The 20,527-nt window shown below is 47.1% G+C and carries 15 protein-coding genes, 4 tRNA genes and 1 other RNA gene; 12 read left to right on the forward strand and 8 right to left on the reverse strand.

Translation table 11 applies throughout. The features are described 5' to 3' along the window. Positions 1-101 precede the first annotated feature (101 nt). Positions 102-1,481: an ATP-dependent RNA helicase DbpA gene (gene dbpA / locus EOPP23_RS07090; RefSeq protein WP_153765270.1), complete on the forward strand. Its 1,380-nt coding sequence runs from the start codon at positions 102-104 to the stop codon at positions 1,479-1,481. A gap of 99 nt (positions 1,482-1,580) precedes the next feature. Here the strand turns inward: dbpA and EOPP23_RS21750 are convergent, their stop codons facing one another. Then, entirely contained in the window at positions 1,581-2,984 is a 1,404-nt protein-coding gene (locus EOPP23_RS21750) for an ATP-binding protein (RefSeq protein ID WP_153765271.1), read from the reverse strand. Beyond that, positions 2,981-3,703 (reverse strand): response regulator, encoded by a 723-nt coding sequence (locus EOPP23_RS07100; protein WP_153765272.1) that lies wholly within the window; start codon positions 3,701-3,703, stop codon positions 2,981-2,983. Before EOPP23_RS07100 ends, EOPP23_RS21750 begins: the two co-directional genes overlap by 4 nt. Positions 3,704-3,940: 237 nt before the next feature. On the opposite strand from EOPP23_RS07100, the gene EOPP23_RS07105 reads away from it, so the two are divergent. Then, complete coding sequence (locus EOPP23_RS07105) at positions 3,941-4,366, forward strand: hypothetical protein (protein WP_153765273.1); 426 nt, start codon at positions 3,941-3,943, stop codon at positions 4,364-4,366. A gap of 60 nt (positions 4,367-4,426) precedes the next feature. On the opposite strand, the gene EOPP23_RS07110 is transcribed toward EOPP23_RS07105, so the two are convergent. Next, a complete protein-coding gene (locus EOPP23_RS07110) occupies positions 4,427-5,377 on the reverse strand; it encodes a hypothetical protein (protein WP_153765274.1) in 951 nt (316 codons plus the stop codon). Positions 5,378-5,563: 186 nt separating this feature from the next. Here EOPP23_RS07110 and EOPP23_RS07115 point away from each other — a divergent pair, with 186 nt between their 5' ends. The 3 genes from EOPP23_RS07115 to EOPP23_RS07125 all read left to right on the forward strand — a co-directional run bounded on the left by EOPP23_RS07115 (position 5,564) and on the right by EOPP23_RS07125 (position 9,744). After that, positions 5,564-5,992, forward strand: coding sequence for a MarR family winged helix-turn-helix transcriptional regulator (locus tag EOPP23_RS07115; protein ID WP_153765275.1), 429 nt, complete (start codon positions 5,564-5,566; stop codon positions 5,990-5,992). 147 nt (positions 5,993-6,139) lie between these two features. Continuing rightward, on the forward strand, positions 6,140-7,942 hold the full coding sequence (locus EOPP23_RS07120) for an ABC transporter ATP-binding protein (protein WP_153765276.1): 1,803 nt from the start codon (positions 6,140-6,142) through the stop codon (positions 7,940-7,942). Then, on the forward strand, positions 7,939-9,744 hold the full coding sequence (locus tag EOPP23_RS07125) for an ABC transporter ATP-binding protein (protein WP_153765277.1): 1,806 nt from the start codon (positions 7,939-7,941) through the stop codon (positions 9,742-9,744). Before EOPP23_RS07120 ends, EOPP23_RS07125 begins: the two co-directional genes overlap by 4 nt. Before the next feature lie 56 nt (positions 9,745-9,800). On the opposite strand, the gene EOPP23_RS07130 is transcribed toward EOPP23_RS07125, so the two are convergent. Next, the gene (locus EOPP23_RS07130; protein WP_153765278.1) at positions 9,801-12,383 is read right to left on the reverse strand and encodes a hypothetical protein; all 2,583 of its coding nucleotides are present in this window, start codon (positions 12,381-12,383) and stop codon (positions 9,801-9,803) included. Between the two features lie 189 nt (positions 12,384-12,572). Here EOPP23_RS07130 and EOPP23_RS07135 point away from each other — a divergent pair, with 189 nt between their 5' ends. From EOPP23_RS07135 to EOPP23_RS07155, 5 genes are all read left to right on the forward strand, one after another. Next, entirely contained in the window at positions 12,573-13,067 is a 495-nt protein-coding gene (locus EOPP23_RS07135; protein ID WP_153765279.1) for a SycD/LcrH family type III secretion system chaperone, read from the forward strand. Next, positions 13,067-14,416: a hypothetical protein gene (locus tag EOPP23_RS07140; RefSeq protein ID WP_153765280.1), complete on the forward strand. Its 1,350-nt coding sequence runs from the start codon at positions 13,067-13,069 to the stop codon at positions 14,414-14,416. Before EOPP23_RS07135 ends, EOPP23_RS07140 begins: the two co-directional genes overlap by 1 nt. Positions 14,417-14,587: 171 nt before the next feature. Then, positions 14,588-16,804 carry a YgiQ family radical SAM protein gene (locus tag EOPP23_RS07145; RefSeq protein WP_228550633.1) on the forward strand — a complete coding sequence of 739 codons (2,217 nt, stop codon included), beginning with the start codon at positions 14,588-14,590 and terminating at the stop codon, positions 16,802-16,804. A gap of 134 nt (positions 16,805-16,938) precedes the next feature. After that, the gene (locus tag EOPP23_RS07150) at positions 16,939-17,244 is read left to right on the forward strand and encodes a DUF1244 domain-containing protein (RefSeq protein WP_153765281.1); all 306 of its coding nucleotides are present in this window, start codon (positions 16,939-16,941) and stop codon (positions 17,242-17,244) included. Between the two features lie 93 nt (positions 17,245-17,337). Beyond that, the gene (locus EOPP23_RS07155; RefSeq protein WP_153765282.1) at positions 17,338-18,306 is read left to right on the forward strand and encodes an aldo/keto reductase family oxidoreductase; all 969 of its coding nucleotides are present in this window, start codon (positions 17,338-17,340) and stop codon (positions 18,304-18,306) included. Positions 18,307-18,462: 156 nt separating this feature from the next. Here EOPP23_RS07155 and EOPP23_RS07160 read toward each other — a convergent pair. The 4 genes from EOPP23_RS07160 to EOPP23_RS07175 all read right to left on the reverse strand — a co-directional run bounded on the left by EOPP23_RS07160 (position 18,463) and on the right by EOPP23_RS07175 (position 18,954). Continuing rightward, a tRNA-Arg gene (locus EOPP23_RS07160) sits at positions 18,463-18,539 on the reverse strand. Between the two features lie 47 nt (positions 18,540-18,586). After that, positions 18,587-18,679: transfer RNA gene (locus tag EOPP23_RS07165), tRNA-Ser, on the reverse strand. 75 nt (positions 18,680-18,754) lie between these two features. Next, positions 18,755-18,831, reverse strand: a tRNA-Arg gene (locus EOPP23_RS07170). 46 nt (positions 18,832-18,877) lie between these two features. Next, a tRNA-Arg gene (locus EOPP23_RS07175) sits at positions 18,878-18,954 on the reverse strand. A 201-nt stretch (positions 18,955-19,155) separates the two neighbouring features. On the opposite strand from EOPP23_RS07175, the gene EOPP23_RS07180 reads away from it, so the two are divergent. Together EOPP23_RS07180 and ssrA are read left to right on the forward strand one after the other, a co-directional pair. Then, positions 19,156-20,001 carry an alpha/beta fold hydrolase gene (locus tag EOPP23_RS07180; protein WP_194842530.1) on the forward strand — a complete coding sequence of 282 codons (846 nt, stop codon included), beginning with the start codon at positions 19,156-19,158 and terminating at the stop codon, positions 19,999-20,001. 84 nt (positions 20,002-20,085) lie between these two features. Beyond that, positions 20,086-20,491, forward strand: a transfer-messenger RNA (tmRNA) gene (ssrA, locus tag EOPP23_RS07185). Positions 20,492-20,527: the final 36 nt, after the last annotated feature.

The following is a 20,527-nucleotide window of genomic DNA, read 5'->3' on the forward strand; positions in this document are numbered from 1 at the left end:
AGAGCTTATGAATTCATAGGTTCGAGTGCTTATTGCTGACTGCAGTCCAATGATGCGACTGATATACTCAGCTTCTTTTCAAGCTATTAGTCGAGCCAGCCTTGAGCACATCTCCTTTTTCACAGTTATCTCTGCCTGACGAGCTTCTGGCGAATCTTGAACGCATGGGTTATCACAACATGACCCCGATTCAGGAGCAGAGCCTGCCTCTGGCTCTGGAAGGCCGTGATCTAATCGCCAAAGCCAAAACCGGCAGTGGTAAAACAGCCGCCTTCTCCATCAGTATGCTGATGGACATTCACCAGCCATTCTTTGCCTGTCAGGGACTGGTTCTCTGCCCAACTCGTGAGCTGGCCACTCAGGTAGCCAATGAAATTCGTAACATTGCCCGCTATCGCCAGAACATTAAGGTAGTGACCCTTTGTGGTGGTCAGCCTATTGGCCCACAGATTGGCTCTCTGGAGCACGGTGCACATATTGTTGTTGGTACTCCGGGGCGCATTCAGGACCACCTGCGCAAAGGCACACTGGAGCTGGATAAGGTAAAGACCGTTGTGCTCGATGAAGCCGATAGAATGCTGGACATGGGCTTTGTCGATGCCATGGAAACCATTCTGGAAGACACGCCCAGCGATCGTCAGACCTTGTTGTTCTCCGCGACTTACCCTAAAGGCATTCGTCAGCTGAGCAGCCAATTCCAGAATAACCCTGAAGAAGTAACGGTTGAATCTGTTCACAGCCATGACCATATCAAGCAGCACTTTTATCTGGCAGACAACCACGATAAGCCTGAGGTTCTGTGCCGCCTGCTGAATCATTACCAGCCAGCGTCTTCCGTGATTTTCTGCAACACCAAGCAGACCTGTAAGGATGTTGGTTCCGAGCTGTACGATCGTGGTTACAAGCCACTGGTTATGCACGGTGATCTGGATCAGAAAGAGCGTGACCAGATGCTGGTTCGCTTCTCTAACCAGAGCGCCAGCATTCTGATTGCCACAGATGTTGCAGCCCGAGGTCTGGATATTGCAGATCTGGCAGCGGTCATTAACTACGACCTGAGTCGTGATCCTGAAATCCACGTTCACCGTATTGGTCGTACCGGCCGTGCTGGTAAAGAAGGTCTGGCCCTCAGCCTGCATACTTCAAGAGAACAATACAAGCTGGAGCAGATTGCTGACATCCTGAAAACAGAGATTCCTTTTGCCGACCATAAGGCTCTGAAAGCAGCGGCGACAGATCCTGAAAAAGCACCAATGGTAACCATTGCGATTGATGGCGGTAAAAAGAACAAGGTTCGCCCAGGCGATATTCTTGGTGCCCTGACCGGTGAAGCAGGCATTCCTGGTGATCAGGTGGGTAAAATCAATGTTTTTGATTTCGTTGCTTATGTCGCCATTAAGCGTGAAAGTGCTCGTCAGGCTCTGGCCAGACTGGAACAAGGTAGAATTAAAGGCCGCAAATATAAAGTTCGCCGCCTTTAATCCAATCAGTGAATAGATGTATTCACATGCCATTTCTCCGCCTACAGCGGGGAGATGGCAACCTTATATTCGATTAAGTGCGCTTACATACTTAAAGACTCACTCCAGCGGTAACTCAATCGTAATCAAAAGACCTGTGTCGTTGTTCTTCATATACACATCACCACCATGACTGCGCACATTATTTCTGGCAATGGCCAGTCCCAACCCTATTCCGCCAGAGTCTCTATTTCTTGACGCTTCCATTCGAGTGAACGGCTCAAACATCTGCTCCATTCTGCTTTCCGGAATGCCCGGACCATGATCCTGAATCTGAATGGATACAGAGGACTGTTTCTTATCCATGGAAACATTGACCTGGTCGCCATACTTCACGCCATTCTCAATCAGATTACGAAGCGCCCGTTTTAAACTGATTAAGCGACATTGAACCACCAGATCAGATGTTTCTTCATAACTGACAGCCAAACCCAGATCAGTCATATCATCACAAAGACTGCTTAACAGGGCGTTGAGGTCGACGCGTCTTGATTCTTCTTTATCCGAGGCTTCCCGAAGGAACGAAAGCGTTGCCTCTGACATCTGCTGCATCTCTTCCAGAGTGCTCAGCAGCTGATCTTTATCAGGAGAGTCAGGCAAGAGCTCAATCCTCAATCTCATACTGGTAAGAGGTGTTCTCAAATCATGGGAGAGCGCAGCGAGTGTTCGTGTTCGATCAGCAATGAACTTCTGCATTCTTTCATTCATTACATTGAATGCACGAATCGTGTCTTGTACATCTTCAGCCCCTGTCACTTTCAGCTGTGAAACCTGTTCACCCCGACCAATATCATTGGCTGCTACGGCAAGCTGTTTAAGTGGTCGGGTTATTCTTCTCAACATCAGAACCACAGCGAGTATGACAAACACCAGTGACACTGCCAGAAACAACAATGTTTGCCCCACCAGTAAACGAGCAGGTTTTAGCGCTTCCGACATCATGTTCAGCCAGAGTCCACTGTCCAGCTGAACAGCAATTTTTAATATATCCAGAGAGGGCTTTCGCCAGTTCTTAAAATGTCGAGGTGGCTGATCTCTATCCCGGCTCTCATGTTTATTGGGGTGTGGTTTCTTATTGTCTCTGCGTTTTAGAACAACCTGAACTCTGCCCTGATAAGCCTCCCCCAATTTACTTTCGAGAGTTTCCTTCAGTCTCTTTTCAGCAGCACTTGTCGTATGTTTTTTGACAAGACTGCTACGATCTACACGAATGCGTTCGTTGCGACTGTTTGCTGCTTTAACAATACTGGAGTGAAGCTCTGGTGGGCTGGAATTAAGAAGGTCTACCAAAGTGACAGTGCGCTGAACAATAGCTCCCTGCTTGATGCCACTGACCATTCGGTCATAGGCTCCGCCCAGTACCAGAATGCTGGCCAGCACCGAGCAGATCAATGCTGTGACAACCACCGCAACCATCTGCCCTGTGGTACTGACAGGCATAAAGCGCCGAATAGAAATCGTCACAGAGATTCAACCTCGGCGGTAAAACTGTAACCGCCGCCCCAGACTGTTTTAATCAGTGTTGGATTTTTCGGGTCTGCTTCTATTTTTTTTCTCAAACGGCTAACCTGATTATCAATGCTACGATCAAATGGCAGAGCTTCACGGCCTTTGGTCATATCCAATAGTTGATCACGACTCAATACTTTGCGTGGGTTACTAAGGAAGACATCCAGCAAACGGTATTCAGCTGTGCTCAAAGGAACAATCAAACCATCACTTTTTTCCAGCTGTTGCTGATTCATATCCAGCACCCAGCCAGCAAATTTTCTTTTACCTGTTGAAATCACTTCGGGTTTAGAAACTGAAAGAGTATCCACCCGACGTAATACAGCCTTTACTCTGGCCAGCAGTTCTCGCGGGCTGAAAGGCTTGGAAACGTAATCATCCGCGCCCATTTCCAGACCAACAATGGTATCCGCTTCTTCACCAAGGGCGGTCAGCATAATCACCGGTGGGCCACCAGCATCTTTCAGACTGCGACAAATACTCAAGCCGTCTTCTTCCGGCATCATTACATCCAGAATAATCAGGTCGGCACTGCCAGATTCCAGCAGTTGCCGCATCTGGCGACCACCATTGGCCGTACTGACCCGATAGCCATGCTGCCCAAGGTACTTGGCCAGCAGGTCTCTGATCTCGCTGTTATCATCTACTACCAGAATATGTTTTAGCTGATCCATCGTCAGGACTCTTTAAATACTTCTGATTCGATTATATGCATTGCCGTCTCTGAAAATGTATCAAATTATGTCAGTCCTCGATATTGATACACTTTGATGCAAAAAAGACTCTCAGAGAGATATTTCTGCGACATCCTCACGCTTTAATTAAGTCATCAAACAGCCTGCTGAAAAAGCAGTAGGTGTTGAAGTTTCAAAACAAAGAATCAGATGATTAACCCGACGAGGATAAGAACTATGGTCAACCGTAAAATTGCTATCGCTGCTGCCCTTGCTGCTTCCATGACTGCCAGCTCTGCTTTTGCCTGGTGGGGCGACAATGATGGCAGAGGTCAGAACAACGGCCCACGCCATGAGCAGTGTGAGAGAGGGCGTCACGGTGGCGGCCACGGTATGAAGCATCGCTTTGGCGGTAAAAACATGGCTGAATTCATGAAGAAAGAATTCACTGCAGATCAGATCCGTACCCTGCAGGAAGCCAAACTGATTATGAAAGACAATCCAAATATCAAGGTTGGTGAAGTTAAAACCACCAAGACCGGTTACAAGGTAACTATTGTGACCAAAGATAATTCCCTGGTAAGAGAGCTCGACCTCGCCAAGAATGGCATGCCAATGAAGAAGTTTAATAAAGTTCAGGAAAAGCTTGCTAAGAAACAGTGAATCCAAAACAGTGAGTCTGAATGATGTTAGTTCAGACTCGCTGTCCAGATCATGAATTAATTACCTGATGCATTCATCAGGTGAAATTTGATCGGCTTCATCAGGGTTATAGGTCCAGCATTCGTTCCCTTCATCATCAAAACCATAACCTTCATAGGCTGCACTAGAACCAGCAACAGTATGTTTACCATCAGAACAGATGACTTTCTTTTTACGATCTTGCTCGGCGTAGTGCGATACACCTTTTATATAAGATTTCCGTTTAACACCATTCGAGTGATGCAACGCAAAACCCCAAGAGTTTAATACCCAACCACAGCCTGAATGCAGATATTCACCAATTTTTCTAGGTACCAGGCAGTTAGCTTCTGCAGATTCTTTCTTCTTATCTTGTCCACTGACTTTATTGTAATAACTGGCACCACCAGTTTCTTTACAGACGCTTTTTCCATTTTCCTGCTGGCTTATACCGAAATATATATACTCAGCTCCAGCCTCCTTGTCATTTACAGCCAGACAAATCTTCCGAGGTGAAGAATCCACCGTAATAACTGAAATCGAGGTTGATTGAGAGGAATCTACTCGTGTTTCCTGCTCGCAGCTCTCAAATGTAGAGTTAACAAAATCCCGTTCAGAGACTCCCTTTCCATTTTTAAACAATGGGTTGTGCTTTATAACACCTGACAGCTCCTGATAATTCGATATCAGGTAAGTAGCATTGTTCAATAGTTGAGGCGACTCTCCATCGATATGAGCACCACAATAAACATGCCCTGCCATCTCAACGGCACTGCCTCTTATGGCTCCGGTGGCTGTATTGGCATAACAGATAGGCTTATCTCTTGTGTTCGTAAGAATATCCAGTAATAAAGCATCATCATAGGCATTATCAGATGAAACGCTTGCCCAGCAGGTATCGTTAATCCCTGAGTGCGTTTTTGGTAATTCGATGGCCTGAAGGTTCATTACTGATACCCCTGCCAGTAGTGTTATTAATCTGGATAATTTCATACTTCACCCCGGGTTTTATTATCTGAATTTTTCCGTTGAACTCCTCTATATAGTTGATAGTACTGACTCCTGCCAAAACTCCTGACCAAGTGTTCGGCATTCACTTAGTTGACCCCGTCAACCATTTCCTATTCAATACTAACGTACAAAACTAACCTGAAACGCTAGCTGGAGCCGTGTGGATTGATGAGTGATCTGGGTGAACGCCTGTATGACCAACTGATGATGCTGGCCTGGAGTTTGAATTCCGCGTGCAGTTCCAGTGACGCCTGTTCCGACTTCTCCATTGTTGATTATCTGGCTTTAAAAACCGTCGGAGAGCAGCAGGGTTGCCCGGTTCAAACCATTGGTAAAACCCTTGGCATTACCAAAAGCGGTGCTACTCGCATTGTGAAACGTCTCGAGAGCAGAGATCTTTTGAAGACACACAGCTCTCCCGAAGACGGCAGGGTTCGCTGCCTGAAGCTGACTGAAAGCGGCCAGAACTGCCTTATAGAGATTCAACGCTACCAGTCAGAACGTATTACCAAAGCGTTAAAAGGTATGGAAAGTGAACAAAGCCAGCAGCTTGAACAAAGCCTGCAAAACCTTTTGAAGACCTTAAGTTCCGAATAGACAAAACTTGTAACCTAGAACGACCGAGTCAGTTTCACCTGACTTTTTTTAACAACACATAGTTGACGATATCAACCAGTTTCAGCCCTTGAGAAATTCCAATCTTGACCGAACGTACGTTTTTATTTTTGTACGCAGGAGCCTGACATGAAGCTTTTATGGAAAATGCGCCATATCCTGCGCGACTACTGGAAACAGTATCTCTTCGCCTTTATCAGCCTGCAGACAGTCGCCATTCTGAACCTGCTGGCACCCTGGTTGATTGGCCGTTTTGTGGATGAAGCCAGTAATGGTTCTCTCACTCATTCCCAATTGCTGGGCTATGTGGGGATGATTCTTGCTTCTGCCGTTGTCATCTATGGTCTGCGTTATCTTTGGCGCTCCCTTCTGTATGGGGCCGCCATCAATCTGGTGAAGTCCCAGCGTGACAGACTGTTCTCTCATTTCACAAAGATGTCGCCTGACTTCTATCAAAAGCATTCCACAGGTGACCTGATGGCTCACGCCACCAACGACCTGAATGCCGTAGAAGAGAGTGCCGGTTCCGGCATTATGACGTTGGTGGATTCCCTGATTGCTGGCTTCACTGTACTGGCAGCCATGATTTTTGCCGTCAGTGGCAAGCTGGCCCTGCTGGCACTGTTACCTTTCCCGTTGCTGATCTGGTCAACCAACAAATATGGCAACATGCTGCACAAGCGATTCAGTGTCTCTCAGGCAACCTTCTCTTCTCTGAATGAAGAAGCCAGAGAAGCGGTTTCCGGCATTCGTGCGGTCAAAGCGCATCAGCTGGATCAACGTCAACAAAACCGTTTCAGCGAACTATCCAACAGCACTGTCGATGCAAACCGTCGTGTAGCGTTGGTGGATTCTATGTTCGGCCCAAGCATTCAACTGTTCTTTGGCATGTCCATGGTCATCACTTTGCTGGCTGGCTCCTGGATGATTAAGGAAGGTGAAATGACCCTTGGCCTGCTGACCAGTTTTACTCTCTACCTTGGCCAGTTGCTGGGGCCAATGCTGCAGTTCGGCTGGCAGTTTAATGTTTTCCAGCGAGGCAGTGCTTCCTGGAGTCGTCTGGAGAAACTGTTTAACGTTAAACCTGCTGTTAAAGAAGCGACAGATGCCGTTGAAGCGCCTGAAGACAAGTCTCTTATCATCAACCTTGATTCCTTCAGCTACCCACGGTCAGAGAATCAGGTTCTGGACCAGATACAACTGAACATTCCTCAAGGTCAGCTGTTCGGTATTACCGGCAGAACCGGTAGTGGCAAGAGCACACTGTTCCGACTGCTGCAGAGAGAGTTCAACCTTACTGGTAACTCTGCCGTTGCTATTGGTGGTACCGCTCTTGAGCAGATCAAACTGGACAGTCTTCGTGCGCAGTTTGGCTGGGTACCTCAGGACCCCATGCTGTTCTCTGGCACCATTGCTGAAAACATCGCCTTTGCCAAACCGGAAGCGACTCAGGAAGAAATTGAAAACGCCGCACAGATGGCAGCTATTCACGATGAGATTGTTGAGTTTAATGATGGTTACCAAACCATTCTGGGGGAACAGGGCATCAACCTGTCCGGTGGCCAAAAACAGCGTGTCGCCTTTGCCCGAGCCTTATTGAAAGACACCAGCATTCTACTGCTGGACGACTCTTTCAGTGCACTGGATATGAAGACTGAAGCGACAATCCTGAAAAACCTCCAAACCTTGAGAGGCAATAAAACCATCATCCTGATCACTCAGCGACTGCCTGAACTGGTGACTGCGGACCAGATAGTGGTTCTGGAAGAAGGCTCTATTGTTGAACAGGGCAACCATGATCAACTGGTCGCCAGCGGTGAGTGGTATTCAAAAATCTTTAATCAGCAGGCTCGTACGCTTTTGCTTGAAGCCGAGAAAGCCACACAGCAAACAGAGCAGGACATCAGCCAATACGGAGCACTCAGCGCATGAGCTCTCAATCTAAAGACAGTGAAAAGAATCAGGAATCGCTGGGTTTCAAAGGTTTAAGCAGGCTACTCGCCTACGCCAAACCTTACCGTGGTGGTTTTAGCCTGGCCTTTTTCTTGCTGGTTATTGCTACTGCCTTTGAGATGGCAACACCCTGGCTGATGAAGATCATTCTGGATGACTACATTGCCACCGGCAACTATGAGTTCAACGCTTTATTGATGATCTGTCTGGTAATGCTGGCGGCTTATATCGGCTCGGCCAGCTTTCAGTACATTCAGGAAGTAATGTTTCAGCACCAGTCATTGAAGGTTATACACGACATTCGACAGCAGGTTTTCAGCCATATGCTGAGACTGCCCATAAAGTATTTTGACGGTGAACCGACTGGCCGCCTGGTTTCTCGACTAACCAATGACTCAGAAGTACTGAAGCAGATGTTTGTGGGCGTTCTGCCCGCTATTCTTCGTGGTGGCATGAAGATCATCGGTATCTTCACGGCACTGGCCTTTCTTGATGTTCACCTGATGCTGATGTGTCTGGCTTTGATTCCGATCATCCTTGGCAGTATGAAGCTCTATCAGAAGCTGAGCCATTCAGTGGTGCATGGTGTTCGTGCCAGACTGTCTGACATCAACACTCATCTGAATGAATCCATTCTCGGTATGAGTATGATTCAGGCCAGTAACCAGCAAGGTAACCGTCTGAACCACTTCTCCGAGAATAACCAGAAGTGGAGCGACCTTCGCCATAAAACCATTGGTATCGACAGTCTGCTGCTGATGCCTTTCAGCCACCTGCTGCAGACAGTTGCACTGGCCGGCATTGTGCTCTGGTTTGGTCTTCAGAACGGCAACAGCGCACTGGAAATCGGTACTATCTACGCTTTCATCAACTATCTGGGCCGGTTCTTTGAACCCATGCGCCAGATCACCATGCAGCTGAGCAACCTTCAGCAGGCACTGGTTGCCGGTGAACGTGTATTTAATGTATTGGATCAGAAACAGGAAGAACAACCGGAAGTTGCCAGCAAGCATCAACAGGTTCAGAAAGGTGAACTGGAATTCCGCAATGTCAGCCTGTCGTATGACAACAAAAATCAGGCACTGGACAATGTCAGCTTCTCGGTGAAGCCCGGGCAATTCACCGCCATTGTTGGCCAGAGTGGCAGCGGTAAGAGTTCGATTATTAATCTGATGATGCGTTTCTATGAGCATCAGCAGGGTGATGTATTGATTGACGGTATTCAACTTGCAGATCTGGATGAAAGCAGCCTTCGTGAAGGACTGGGACTGGTTTTTCAAGAGCCTTATATCTTTAATGGTTCGATCAATGAAAATATCAGTCTGGGTAACGAAGCTATTTCAAAGCAGGACATTCTTGCCGCTTCAAAGAAAGTACATGCCGACCGTTTTATCAGCAAACTGTCGGGTGGCTATGAACACCAACCCGGCGCCAGCGGTAAAGGTTTATCAACCGGAGAACGTCAGTTACTGTCCTTCGCCCGTACCATAGCCCAGAACCCAAAGATTCTGCTGCTGGACGAAGCCACGGCCAATATAGATGGCGAAACCGAACAGTACATCAAAGAAGCTTTGATTACGTTGCGTGAAGGCAGAACCACAGTTGCCGTCGCTCATCGACTGTCTACCATTCAGGATGCCGATGAGATTCTGGTGATGGAGCAGGGAAAAATTGTTCAGCGTGGCAGTCATGAAGAACTGATTGTTGTTGATGGCCAGTACAGGGATTTATATCTGGCCCAGCAGCAGGAAAAGGAAATGAAAGAACCCGTTGCTGCCTAAGTAGATTAAAGATTAGCCCTCACAGTACCAGGGCTAATCGGCTACCAATAACAACCTCAGCTGGCAGGGTAGACAGGATCCCAGTGTCGTAAAGCAGGATCAAAGAGTAACATTAGGTTATTAGGGTAGGTTGAATGGGCTACTGGTTGTCCATCAGGACTGACAAACATCGACCCATCACCACCATAAGCTCGGTAATCAAGATATCTTGAATCCCTACCATCCTGCATTAGCGGTACAACATTCACATTAAATGCCAGACTAACCAGCATAGCGTCATGTAACTCTCCATATGTATCTTCCTGCGCACCTAATACCTTCACTTCCAAGGCAGGTGTCAAAATGTATTTATTCTTGACTCTATTTTCCAAATCAATCCAATACACGTCCATGTCTGGCGCTCCAGCGGCATTCTTGACAGCCTCAACATACCCTTCATCCCGGTTATCAATCTGCTCGCCTTTACGAGCTTTTAAAATATCCACTGCTACATTGTGGCACTTGTTGCGTACCACTCTAGCGGGGACACCAAGCTGGTTGCCTACAGAATTGTAGAAGCACTCACCTTTTGCAGGAACGGTACCAGGGACTTTGTTAAATCTGGAAGAAGTCAAAGGCGCTACTTCTGTACGATATTTCCAGGCTCTCTGATCATCAAATGTCTTCTCTGCCCCACACGCTCCTATCAGGCCGCTCTTTAATTTTCCAAGCTTTTGAGGATCATTTTCAGATTTAATAATTCTTTCAACCATAAGCGGAGCCAACTTATATGTATTAACCATATATGCCATATCATCAGCACTGATTTCGCCCGGAAACTTCTCAGCAAGAATGCTCAATGCTTTCATCTGTTTTAAAAGATAAGGTGCAGACAAAGCATTCATATCCAGTTGACCCAAAACACCCGCTTTCCATTCTCCAAATTTTTTCTCACCCCATTTTATATTGCAGAGCGCACTCATAGTATTGCGCATCACCCCCATATTCTTTTGAAAAGAGGTTCCTCGATTTTCTCTTGAGTTGGTGAAGTGTTTAAGCCAGTTATCAGAGTGACTCCCCCAATACATCATTAACTCGCCAAAGTCTTTACAGGTTAAAGAACTATTAAAGCGCTGAAGTTCTCTAAAAACCTCACACTTTTCCATGGCATTAGGTTGTTCCAGAAAATCCTCAGGCAATCTCTGTACCAGATCATCATATTCCTCTCTACTCTTTATAAGTCCCAGTTGTGCTAACTGAGTCTGATACGGAGAAGAGGGTCTGCTCCTCGTGCCAAATTGAGGCGGTGACTGGATTGGCGTTGTCGGAGGAGTGGAAACTGATGTTGAACGAGCCGAGCTCGGAGGGCTTACTTTGTCCACAACGGTCGTTAAGGGTATTAGCAGGTTCACATAAATTGTATTTGCACTCTCAGCTCTTTCTTTACCTACTTGATTAAGTGCTAGTTGTAGCCACGCCATAAATTCTTGAGATTCTGCCAGAGCCTGTTGCTTTGTAACTCCCTGTCTTTGCAAATGTTTCTCAACTTGTTGCTTCTTTTCATCACAGTAGTCGATCAACTTCTGACCGGACAATTTCTGAAAATTCGGTGCCATTTCTTTTTGCAGGTCAATCAAGATGATTGATTTTTCTTCGCTATTATCAACATGAAAAGTCTTAGCAGTAGCACCACCAAGTTCGACTTGAGTTGAGGGCTCCTTATGATAAACCAGCCTATCTCTGACTTCTCTAAACGGCTCTTCCAAAATATTCGCTGTGCTAAGAAATGCTCCATTTCCGCGCTTAACCTGATCATCAACGATACCAGTCAAACGCTGTTCATACTTATTCAGCCGGGTAAGAACCATTTTCTTATTTTCTGATACAGCACTACCTTTAAATTGCTCTGCCAATTGCCTTAATCGTTTATTTAAATCCCCGCCATGTTTATCGCTATCCTCAAGGTCATCAAGAGCTCGTTCCATTTGCTGATCCAGAGTCAGGTGCCTGACTGAATCACTTGGCTGGTGTCTGAGCATGTCAAATTGCTCAAGAATCCGATGACTTAAAAAATCATTGGTTGCATCACCAAACACATCAGGAGCACTTTTCTGAAGAGGCTTCAGAGTCAGAGATATATGCCCCTTTATGTGCTCACTGAACTCACTAATTGCTTCTCTCTCAGAAATCCCTCTGTATTTTTGATACTCAGTAAAGGGGTTATAAATTTTCTTTGCCAACCCTTGTAAGAGTTCATCCAAGTCGCCATTTTTTCTCATACAATATTTATAGGCCTGAATAAACTCATCCAGTTGATCGTTAACCTCAAGCAGTCTGGCTGCAGAGCTTCCCAGAAACTGATCAAGATGCTGAGACAGCTGCAACATTGTCATGTGCTCTGGCTCTAACTCACCAGCCATTCGGCCACCTAGTGCCTGAGAGATATTCTCTGCCATTTCAAGGTGCTGTTTTAATAAAAGCCTGCCTTCTGGAGTCATTCGTTTGGCTGTACGAGAACCAAAATAACTCATTTCCTTTTCACGACAAGCTAAGGAACCCTTGCTAAGATCAACCAGCTCACCACCATTATTTTTCTCGCAAGCCTCATCAGCCTGACGTTTCCATTGAGTCAGTAATCTGTAACTCGAACCAGTAAGCATTGAGAGCCTCCATGCAATAAATCTTTTCCATTAACCTAGACGAATCAACCCACCTGATAGCCAGCCAGCCTTTTATTTGTCCGCCCAATCTGCCATTTAGCCCTTTTATTCCCCCTGACGAGAAACCAGCTGCACATACCACTGCTATACAGAACTCAAAGGATTGTTTTTATTGGCAGGGATAAATCTATGGAAGGGCAAGTCACGAAAGTGCCTGAGAATGACGAATTGGCCACCATCACCGAGTACCTTCTCAACGGCGGAACACTGGCAGAAGCCAAAAGCTTCAGTAAAGGAGCTTTAGAGAGTATCTACTCCATGTCATATAACCAGTACCAGTCTGGCAGATATGAGAAAGCCGCCAGAGGGTTTCAATACCTCTGCTTTTATGACCACTGGAATCCCCGTAATTTTCTCTGCCTTGGCGCCTGTCAGCAGATGTTGAGACTTTATGGTGATGCTCTCAAAACCTATGAATACGCTGCTCGCATGGATAAGAAAAATCCGTTGCCCAAAGTGTATATGGGCGACTGTTACCTGGCTCTCAGGGATGAACACCGGGCCAGAATCGTTTATGAAAGTGCGATAAAAGATGCTGACACTAACCACATCAGCCACGCCGAACTGACCAGAATAAAGAACCTTCTGGCCACTCTGTTTGATCACGAGGGAGGAAAACACTGATGGATTCAGTCAATCGTAATCAACAGGTACAAACACCAACAACAGATCCGTCGCAACTGGATCAACTGAATAGAACAGATGAAGTTTCCAGAGGTTACGGCAACGACAATTCCGTTTCCTACCGTACAGGCGGAGGATTGGTTCAACTGCCGCCCGGAGCCAGTGAAGCGCCTTCCATTCCTGCTCCCGATGATGCCATCACCGGAGATGTGGGTAACCTTCGTCAACAAGTTGCACAGCAGACATCTGCCAATCTGCGCGGTCAGGTAGGCAATTTGACCGGCGTGCTGCCATCGCACCTTTTTTCTGACCAGTCTCTGGACAACTTATCCAGCGCCCATGACAAGCTGGGACGATTGACAGATGCTTCTCCAGAGGTTCTTAACAATATAAACAGTTCTCTCGGACAGCTGGCTGAAGCAAACCGTAATGGCACACTGACATCGGGGCAGCTTGATGAAATTCTCATGCAGATAAACGCTTCTCTGGAAGACAATTCAGTTAAGTACGCTGAGGAAACCATTCATATAGATTCCCAGCAGCGTCAGGAAGCCATTCAGAACAATATTTCTTCTATTCGCGAACACATTGAGCAGGCTGAAAAACAACAGGGAGCCGATAGCGGCATTATGTTCCTGAAAGGTATGGCCATGGGAGCTTTCCCTCCTCTTATGCTATGGGAAGCTGCTGTCGATCTGGATCGTCAGGTAAGAGGGGTCGAAAACGCTCACATCAGTATTTTCACTCCTGCTGAAATTGCTCATATGAATCCGGAGGCAAGTCCGCCTCGCTATTATGTCCCTCCAGCTTCATCGGGAAATGATGCGGCTACAAGGGCAACTGATCCTGTTGCCGATGCCACAGAAGGAATGGCTATTGCGCAGAACGGTCTTAGTCACGCCGATATGATGAAGCTGCTCCTGCAAATGCAAAAGCAGGACGAGAACAACCAGAAACTGGCCGATGCGGTTGCAGCTCTGGAAGCTGGCGACCCAACTCTGGCCAAACAGATTCTTGGTGATCTAGTGGATACGGCAGGTCTCGATGCCAGCTTGGGAGAGAGCCTGACCACCGACACATCAAGGCAAAACCCACCACCATTGCCAGAAAGCCCGGGCAATACCCGCCCACAAACAACGAGCCGTGATGAAGCCCAGCTTCAGCCGTCCTCTGAAACACTTGAACCACCAGCACCTTCGGTAAATACCCCGCAAACACCTCAACAGCAAGCAGATCAGGATCTCAATAACTTCCTGAGCCAGCTGGCACCGGTGCCTGAGGCGGCAGCTGATAACGCTGCTACAGCTGCACAACAGGAAGGCCAGATACAGGTTAGAAACCCGGTCTAAAGCTCAACAAAACGACGCACCTGATTATGCCGAACGAGTGTTCGGCTTTTTTGTATTTACCGCTTCGGTTTCCAATCCAACAAATGTTGCCAATTCTAACTATCCAGCCCGCCCGTTTTTTGGAAGAATAGTGCCCCCTTTTTTGACAACCGGGACAACGTCGAATAATTCATGACTATTTCATCCATGCAGGCTCCGAAGAAAGCTCCGGACCTCTTTTCCTATCCAAAATACTGGGCCGAATGCTACGGCACTGCCCCCTATCTGCCCATGACCAGGAAGGAGATGGATGAACTCGGCTGGGACTCCTGCGATATTATCATCGTGACAGGCGACGCCTACGTTGATCACCCCAGCTTTGGTATGGCCGTTATTGGCCGCTTTCTGGAATCCCAGGGGTTCCGCGTAGGCATCATTGCCCAACCGGACTGGACCAACACTGAAGACTTCATGCGTCTGGGTAAACCAAACCTGTTCTATGGTGTAACAGGCGGCAACATGGACTCCATGATCAACCGTTATACGGCTGACCTGAAAGTTCGTAACGACGATGCCTACACCCCTGATGCCGAACCAGGTAAACGTCCGGATCGTTCTGTTATTGTTTACAGTCAGCGATGTAAAGAAGCGTTCAGCGATGTACCAGTGGTTATTGGCGGTATTGAAGCCAGCCTTCGTCGTATAGCTCAGTACGATTACTGGAGCAACGAAGTACGACGCTCCGTTCTGGTCGATTCTACCGCTGAAATCCTACTCTACGGCAACGCCGAAAGAGCGATGGCTGAAGTAGCTGATCGACTGGCTGCTGGCCAGAACATCAGTGATATTGATGATATTCGTGGCACCGTTGTCGTTAAAGCATCCTCTCCCGCCGGTTGGACAGAGATTGACTCTGCCCGTATCGATTGGCCCAAAGATGTAGAGTCTCTTCAAGAGGCTTACGGCACCAGCCCCTATGAATACATTCCGGAAGAGGAGTGTGCTTCATCAAAAGAAGATGCCAAGAAAGACGAGGTTCAACCCCTCAGAATTATTCCCCTGCCTCTTCACCGTAGCGCCGATTTTGACGATGCAAAAAGCTACATTCGTCTTCCGTCGTTTGAAAAAATTCGTAAAGACCCTGCTCTCTACGCGCACGCTTCCAGAGTACTGCACCAGGAATCAAACCCTCATAATGCCCGGGTACTGGTTCAGAAACACAGCAACCGTGAGGTTTGGGTTAACCCTCCACCTATTCCTCTGGAAACACCTGAAATGGACGGTGTTTTTGCTTTGCCATACCAGCGTAAGCCTCATCCGGCCTACGGCAATGCAAAGATTCCCGCTTACGACATGATCAAAACGTCGGTTAATATCATGCGGGGGTGCTTTGGTGGCTGTACTTTCTGTTCGATTACCGAGCATGAAGGTCGGGTCATTCAGAGTCGTTCAGAAGAATCTGTCTTGCAGGAACTGGAAGACATTCGGGATAAGGTTCCGGGCTTTACCGGACAAATTTCCGACCTTGGCGGGCCTACCGCCAACATGTACCACCTAAACTGCAAGAGCCGTGAAATTCAGGCCAGCTGTCGTCGTCTTTCTTGCGTATTTCCAAGTATTTGCAAAAATCTGGAAACCTCCCATAAGCATACGACACAGCTTTACCGAAAGGCTCGGGCTCTGCCTGGCATAAAGAAAATATCCATCGCGTCCGGCCTTCGATACGACCTTGCTGTGGAAGATCCGGAATACGTAAAAGAACTGGTTACTCATCACGTTGGTGGTTATCTGAAGATTGCTCCAGAGCATACCGAGAAAGGTACGCTGGATTTAATGATGAAGCCGGGCATGGGAACCTACGACGCATTTGAGAAGATGTTTAATAAATTCTCAAAAGAAGCCGGTAAGAAGCAATATCTGATTCCTTACTTTATTGCAGCACATCCGGGCTGTGAAGATGAAGATATGATGAATCTGGCTCTTTGGCTCAAAAAGTACAAATTCCGTATTGATCAGGTTCAAACTTTCTACCCATCCCCTATGTCTCTGGCAACGGCTATGTATCACTCTGGTCGAAATCCGTTGAAGAAAGTCAGTTACAAGGAGAAGTCGCTCTATACACCCAAAACACTGGAGCAACGACGCCTTCATAAAGCGTTCCTTCGTTATCATGACTCTCGAAATCATGACGTACTGAGAAACGCTCTCAGAAGAATGAACCGTACCGAATTGATTGGTGATGGTGCCAATCAGCTGATTCCTGCAGAGGAAAAGAGTAAAGACCATCGTCGTCCAGGCACCAAGAAGTCGGCTGGCAACAGCTCCTTCAAAAAAGCCCGTGGCGGCCAATGGGATAACCGAAAACCATCCCAGAAAAATGGCGGTCAGCGTAACAAGAAGCGCCGTTAAACTTCCCTCTCTATGAGTGACTTTTACATGGGCAGAGCTAATTCTGCCCATGTAAACCTTTTCCCTTCTATCCTTGTTCCTGCCCTGCTCGCTTTTCGCTACACTTCTTCGGACTTAATCTGAAGGATAATAAGATGTCTAACAAACTCAGTCAGGAAGCTCAGGATCAGCTTGATGCAGCCACATTCAGACGACTGCTCAAGCATCTTGATGACAACAAGGATGTTCAGAATATCGATCTGATGATTCTGGCTAACTTCTGCCGTAACTGCCTAGGCAAGTGGTATAAAACCGCTGCTGATGAACTGGGTACGGAGATTTCTGATGAGGAAGCCCGTGAGCGAATTTATGGTATGCCTTACTCGGAATGGAAAGAAAAACATCAGCAACCGGCAACGCCTGAGCAGCTCTATGCGTTTGAAAGCCGAAAGAATAAATAAGTAGCCTGTTCTGAACCTTCTTCTGAACTCTCTTCTAAACAGTTGCTGTTACTGTAGCAGCAACATCCTCCTCGTTCTCATAGAGCTGTAGATATGAATTTCCCTATCCAGAGTTACCTGCCTGACGCCAGTCGCATGATTTATGGTTGTATGGGGCTGGGAGGAGGCTGGAACAGTAACCCGGTGTCTAATGATGATATTCAACAGGCAGAGAAGCTGATCCACCTTGCACTTGAATCAGGTATCAATTTTTTTGACCATGCTGATATCTATACCTTTGGCAAAGCCGAAACTGCTTTTGGCTCGGTATTGAAAAACACGCCATCCCTTCGTGACAGGATCATTCTGCAATCCAAGTGTGGTATCAAACTGGAAGATGCTAATGGCCCACAACGATATGACCTATCAGCAGCATGGATAACCTCCAGCGTCGAAGACATTCTGAAAAGGCTAAATACGGATTACCTTGAAGTACTGATGCTACACAGACCAGACCCACTTATGGAACCTGAAGCGATCGCTGACGTTTTTTATAAACTTCTGGCAGCAGGAAAAGTAAAACATTTCGCTGTATCCAATATGAATCAGCACCAGATCCAATACCTCGACAGTTTTCTGGATCAACCTCTTATCGCTAACCAACTACCTATGAGCTTGAAAGAGCATGACTTTGTTGATGATGGCATTCTGGTCGGCTCTAAAGAGAGTTCAACAACAGGTTTTACACCCGGCTTGATGGAATACAGTCGGTTAAACAAGATACAGCTTCAATCCTGGGGCAGCCTTGCTCAGGGGCTGTTTTCCGGGCGAGACAGCAGCAATGAGTCTCTGCCTATTCAGGAGACAGCTCAACGGGTTCATCAGCTTGCTTCCGAGTATCAGTCATCGCCGGAAGCGATCGTACTGGCCTGGTTAATGGGTCATCCTGCAGGTATTCAACCCGTGGTTGGGACTACTCATCCTGATCGACTTAAGGCTTCTGCTCAGGCTGTTGATGTCCAGCTCAGCCGTGATCACTGGTATTCGTTATATCAGACTGCACGGGGCAAAGACCTGCCCTAGGAGAAACGCACCTGATGACTAGGTTCCGGTAGCTGCATCGCTCATAAAGGCTGCCGGTATCAGAAAGGCGCCATCTATGACTTCAGTCTTAATAGACGAACAAGGACAAATTTCAGGCAAAAAAAAACCTGCTTGGAGAAGCAGGTTTTTTCAATATGGCGCACTCGGAAGGATTCGAACCTTCGACCGCTCGGTTCGTAGCCGAGTACTCTATCCAGCTGAGCTACGAGTGCGCAATTCTTTATCACTGCCTGTTGTAAAAACAAACCATGAATTGTAATGGCGGTGAGGGAGGGATTCGAACCCTCGATACGGCTACAAACCGTATACTCCCTTAGCAGGGGAGCGCCTTCAGCCTCTCGGCCACCTCACCACTCGAAACAGAAAACTAACAACATTTGTCGTAAAGATCAAACTTTACTCAAATCGATTTGTCAGTTTTAAAATATGGCGCGCTCGGGAGGATTCGAACCTCCGACCGCCTGGTTCGTAGCCAGGTACTCTATCCAGCTGAGCTACGAGCGCGCTAAGTGCACTAAAATTAATAAGTGCTTTTTTACGTTGTTGTTAATGGCGCGCTCGGGAGGATTCGAACCTCCGACCGCCTGGTTCGTAGCCAGGTACTCTATCCAGCTGAGCTACGAGCGCGCTGCAACAACGGGAGCGAACTATAGAGATTTCACTTTACCTAGTCAACGTCCTTATTCGATAAAATGCCCCTTCTACGGAAAATACCTTGTCAGCAGATATAGATACTGACCTGTTTTCCAGACATGACCGATATTGTCCGACTTTAGTGATTGGCATATCGTTGAAACCAGCAATCAGAAAAATCATGGAATGAGTGTGATGAGAAGAATAACTACAAAGGTTAATCCAGGCAGCCTTATTGCACTTATCTATTTTTCACTCTGGTTATCTGGCTGCCAGGTCAGTCATCAAGGAAATTCGGATACCGACCAACTGATACTGGCCAAACGGCTCAATAGCTCAATTATTGATAGCCAGCCTTATCAAATATGGGCTCTCACTCCTGCCGAACGATCATCCAATACTCTAAGAGTCTATATAGAAGGAGATGGCAGAGCCTGGTTAAGAAAGGGTGTGGTTTCGACCGACCCAACGCCCCGCAACCGTCTGATTCACCGTTTAATGATGCAGGATGCAAAATTTGATATTGCTTATCTGGCCAGGCCTTGCCAGTTCATAATGAACAGCCACTGTTCACGAGACGTCTGGACATTTGGTCGTTATAACAAAGATATTCTTCAAGCCATGAATTCTGCGGTCACTACTTTGAAGAATCAGGGCAACTATAAACAGCTGGAACTTATTGGATACTCTGGCGGTGCAACTCTGGCTTTGTTGATCGCCTCTGAACGGAGTGATGTCACCTCGGTTCGGACTGTAGCTGGCAACCTTGTACCAGATTACACCAACAACCTGCACAGGGTTTCTCCAATGCCTGAAGCACTAAACCCTGTGGACTACAGAATCAAACTCGTAAAACTGCCTCAGATACATTTCTACGGCACTGAAGACAGAGTTATACCTGCTGCCATCTCCCAATATTACAGACAACAGTTCTCGCAGACTCACTGCATTCAGACCATAGCAGTTGAAAAGGCCAGCCACTCCAGTCGCTGGACTGAATCATGGTCACAATTATTAAAGAATGAACCTGCTTGCAGGTAAGCCTGAACCACTGTCTTGCTCAGTAAAGATTGCCTGCAGCCACTCGGTACTCTATAAATAAAAGACTCACTGAAGTTTTGAGCCGGGGGTGTTCTGGATTCGACGCCGGTATCGAAACCTGAGGTGCATGCCGAGGACGTAGCGGTTCTCGTTAATCAAAACGCTACAAACCTTTAGTTGCCAAACTAGCAACTCTCGAAAGCGCAAATGCTGAGCAGTTCTCTGCTGCAGCGGCTGCTTAATCGTAGCTAAACCCTACGAGCTTTCCAGTCTGATCGGCTCGTTTACTGGCTGATTTTATAGACTGTCATCGTAAGTAAACTCGCGAGGTTCGGTGTGCCTGTGACCGGCCAGCTAAAACTTAACAGGATCGTCTGACAGAACCCCGACCGCTGGGTCGTTGTCAGGTTAAATTAAAGGCGGATCTAAGCATGTAGAGCCAAGGGTAGAGAATCGGCGGACAGGGGTTCAAATCCCCTCGCCTCCACCACTTGAAAGTCTTGCAGATCATTGATTTGCAAGATTT

The sequence above is a fragment of the Endozoicomonas sp. OPT23 genome (assembly GCF_009653635.1).
Classification (GTDB): domain Bacteria; phylum Pseudomonadota; class Gammaproteobacteria; order Pseudomonadales; family Endozoicomonadaceae; genus Endozoicomonas_A.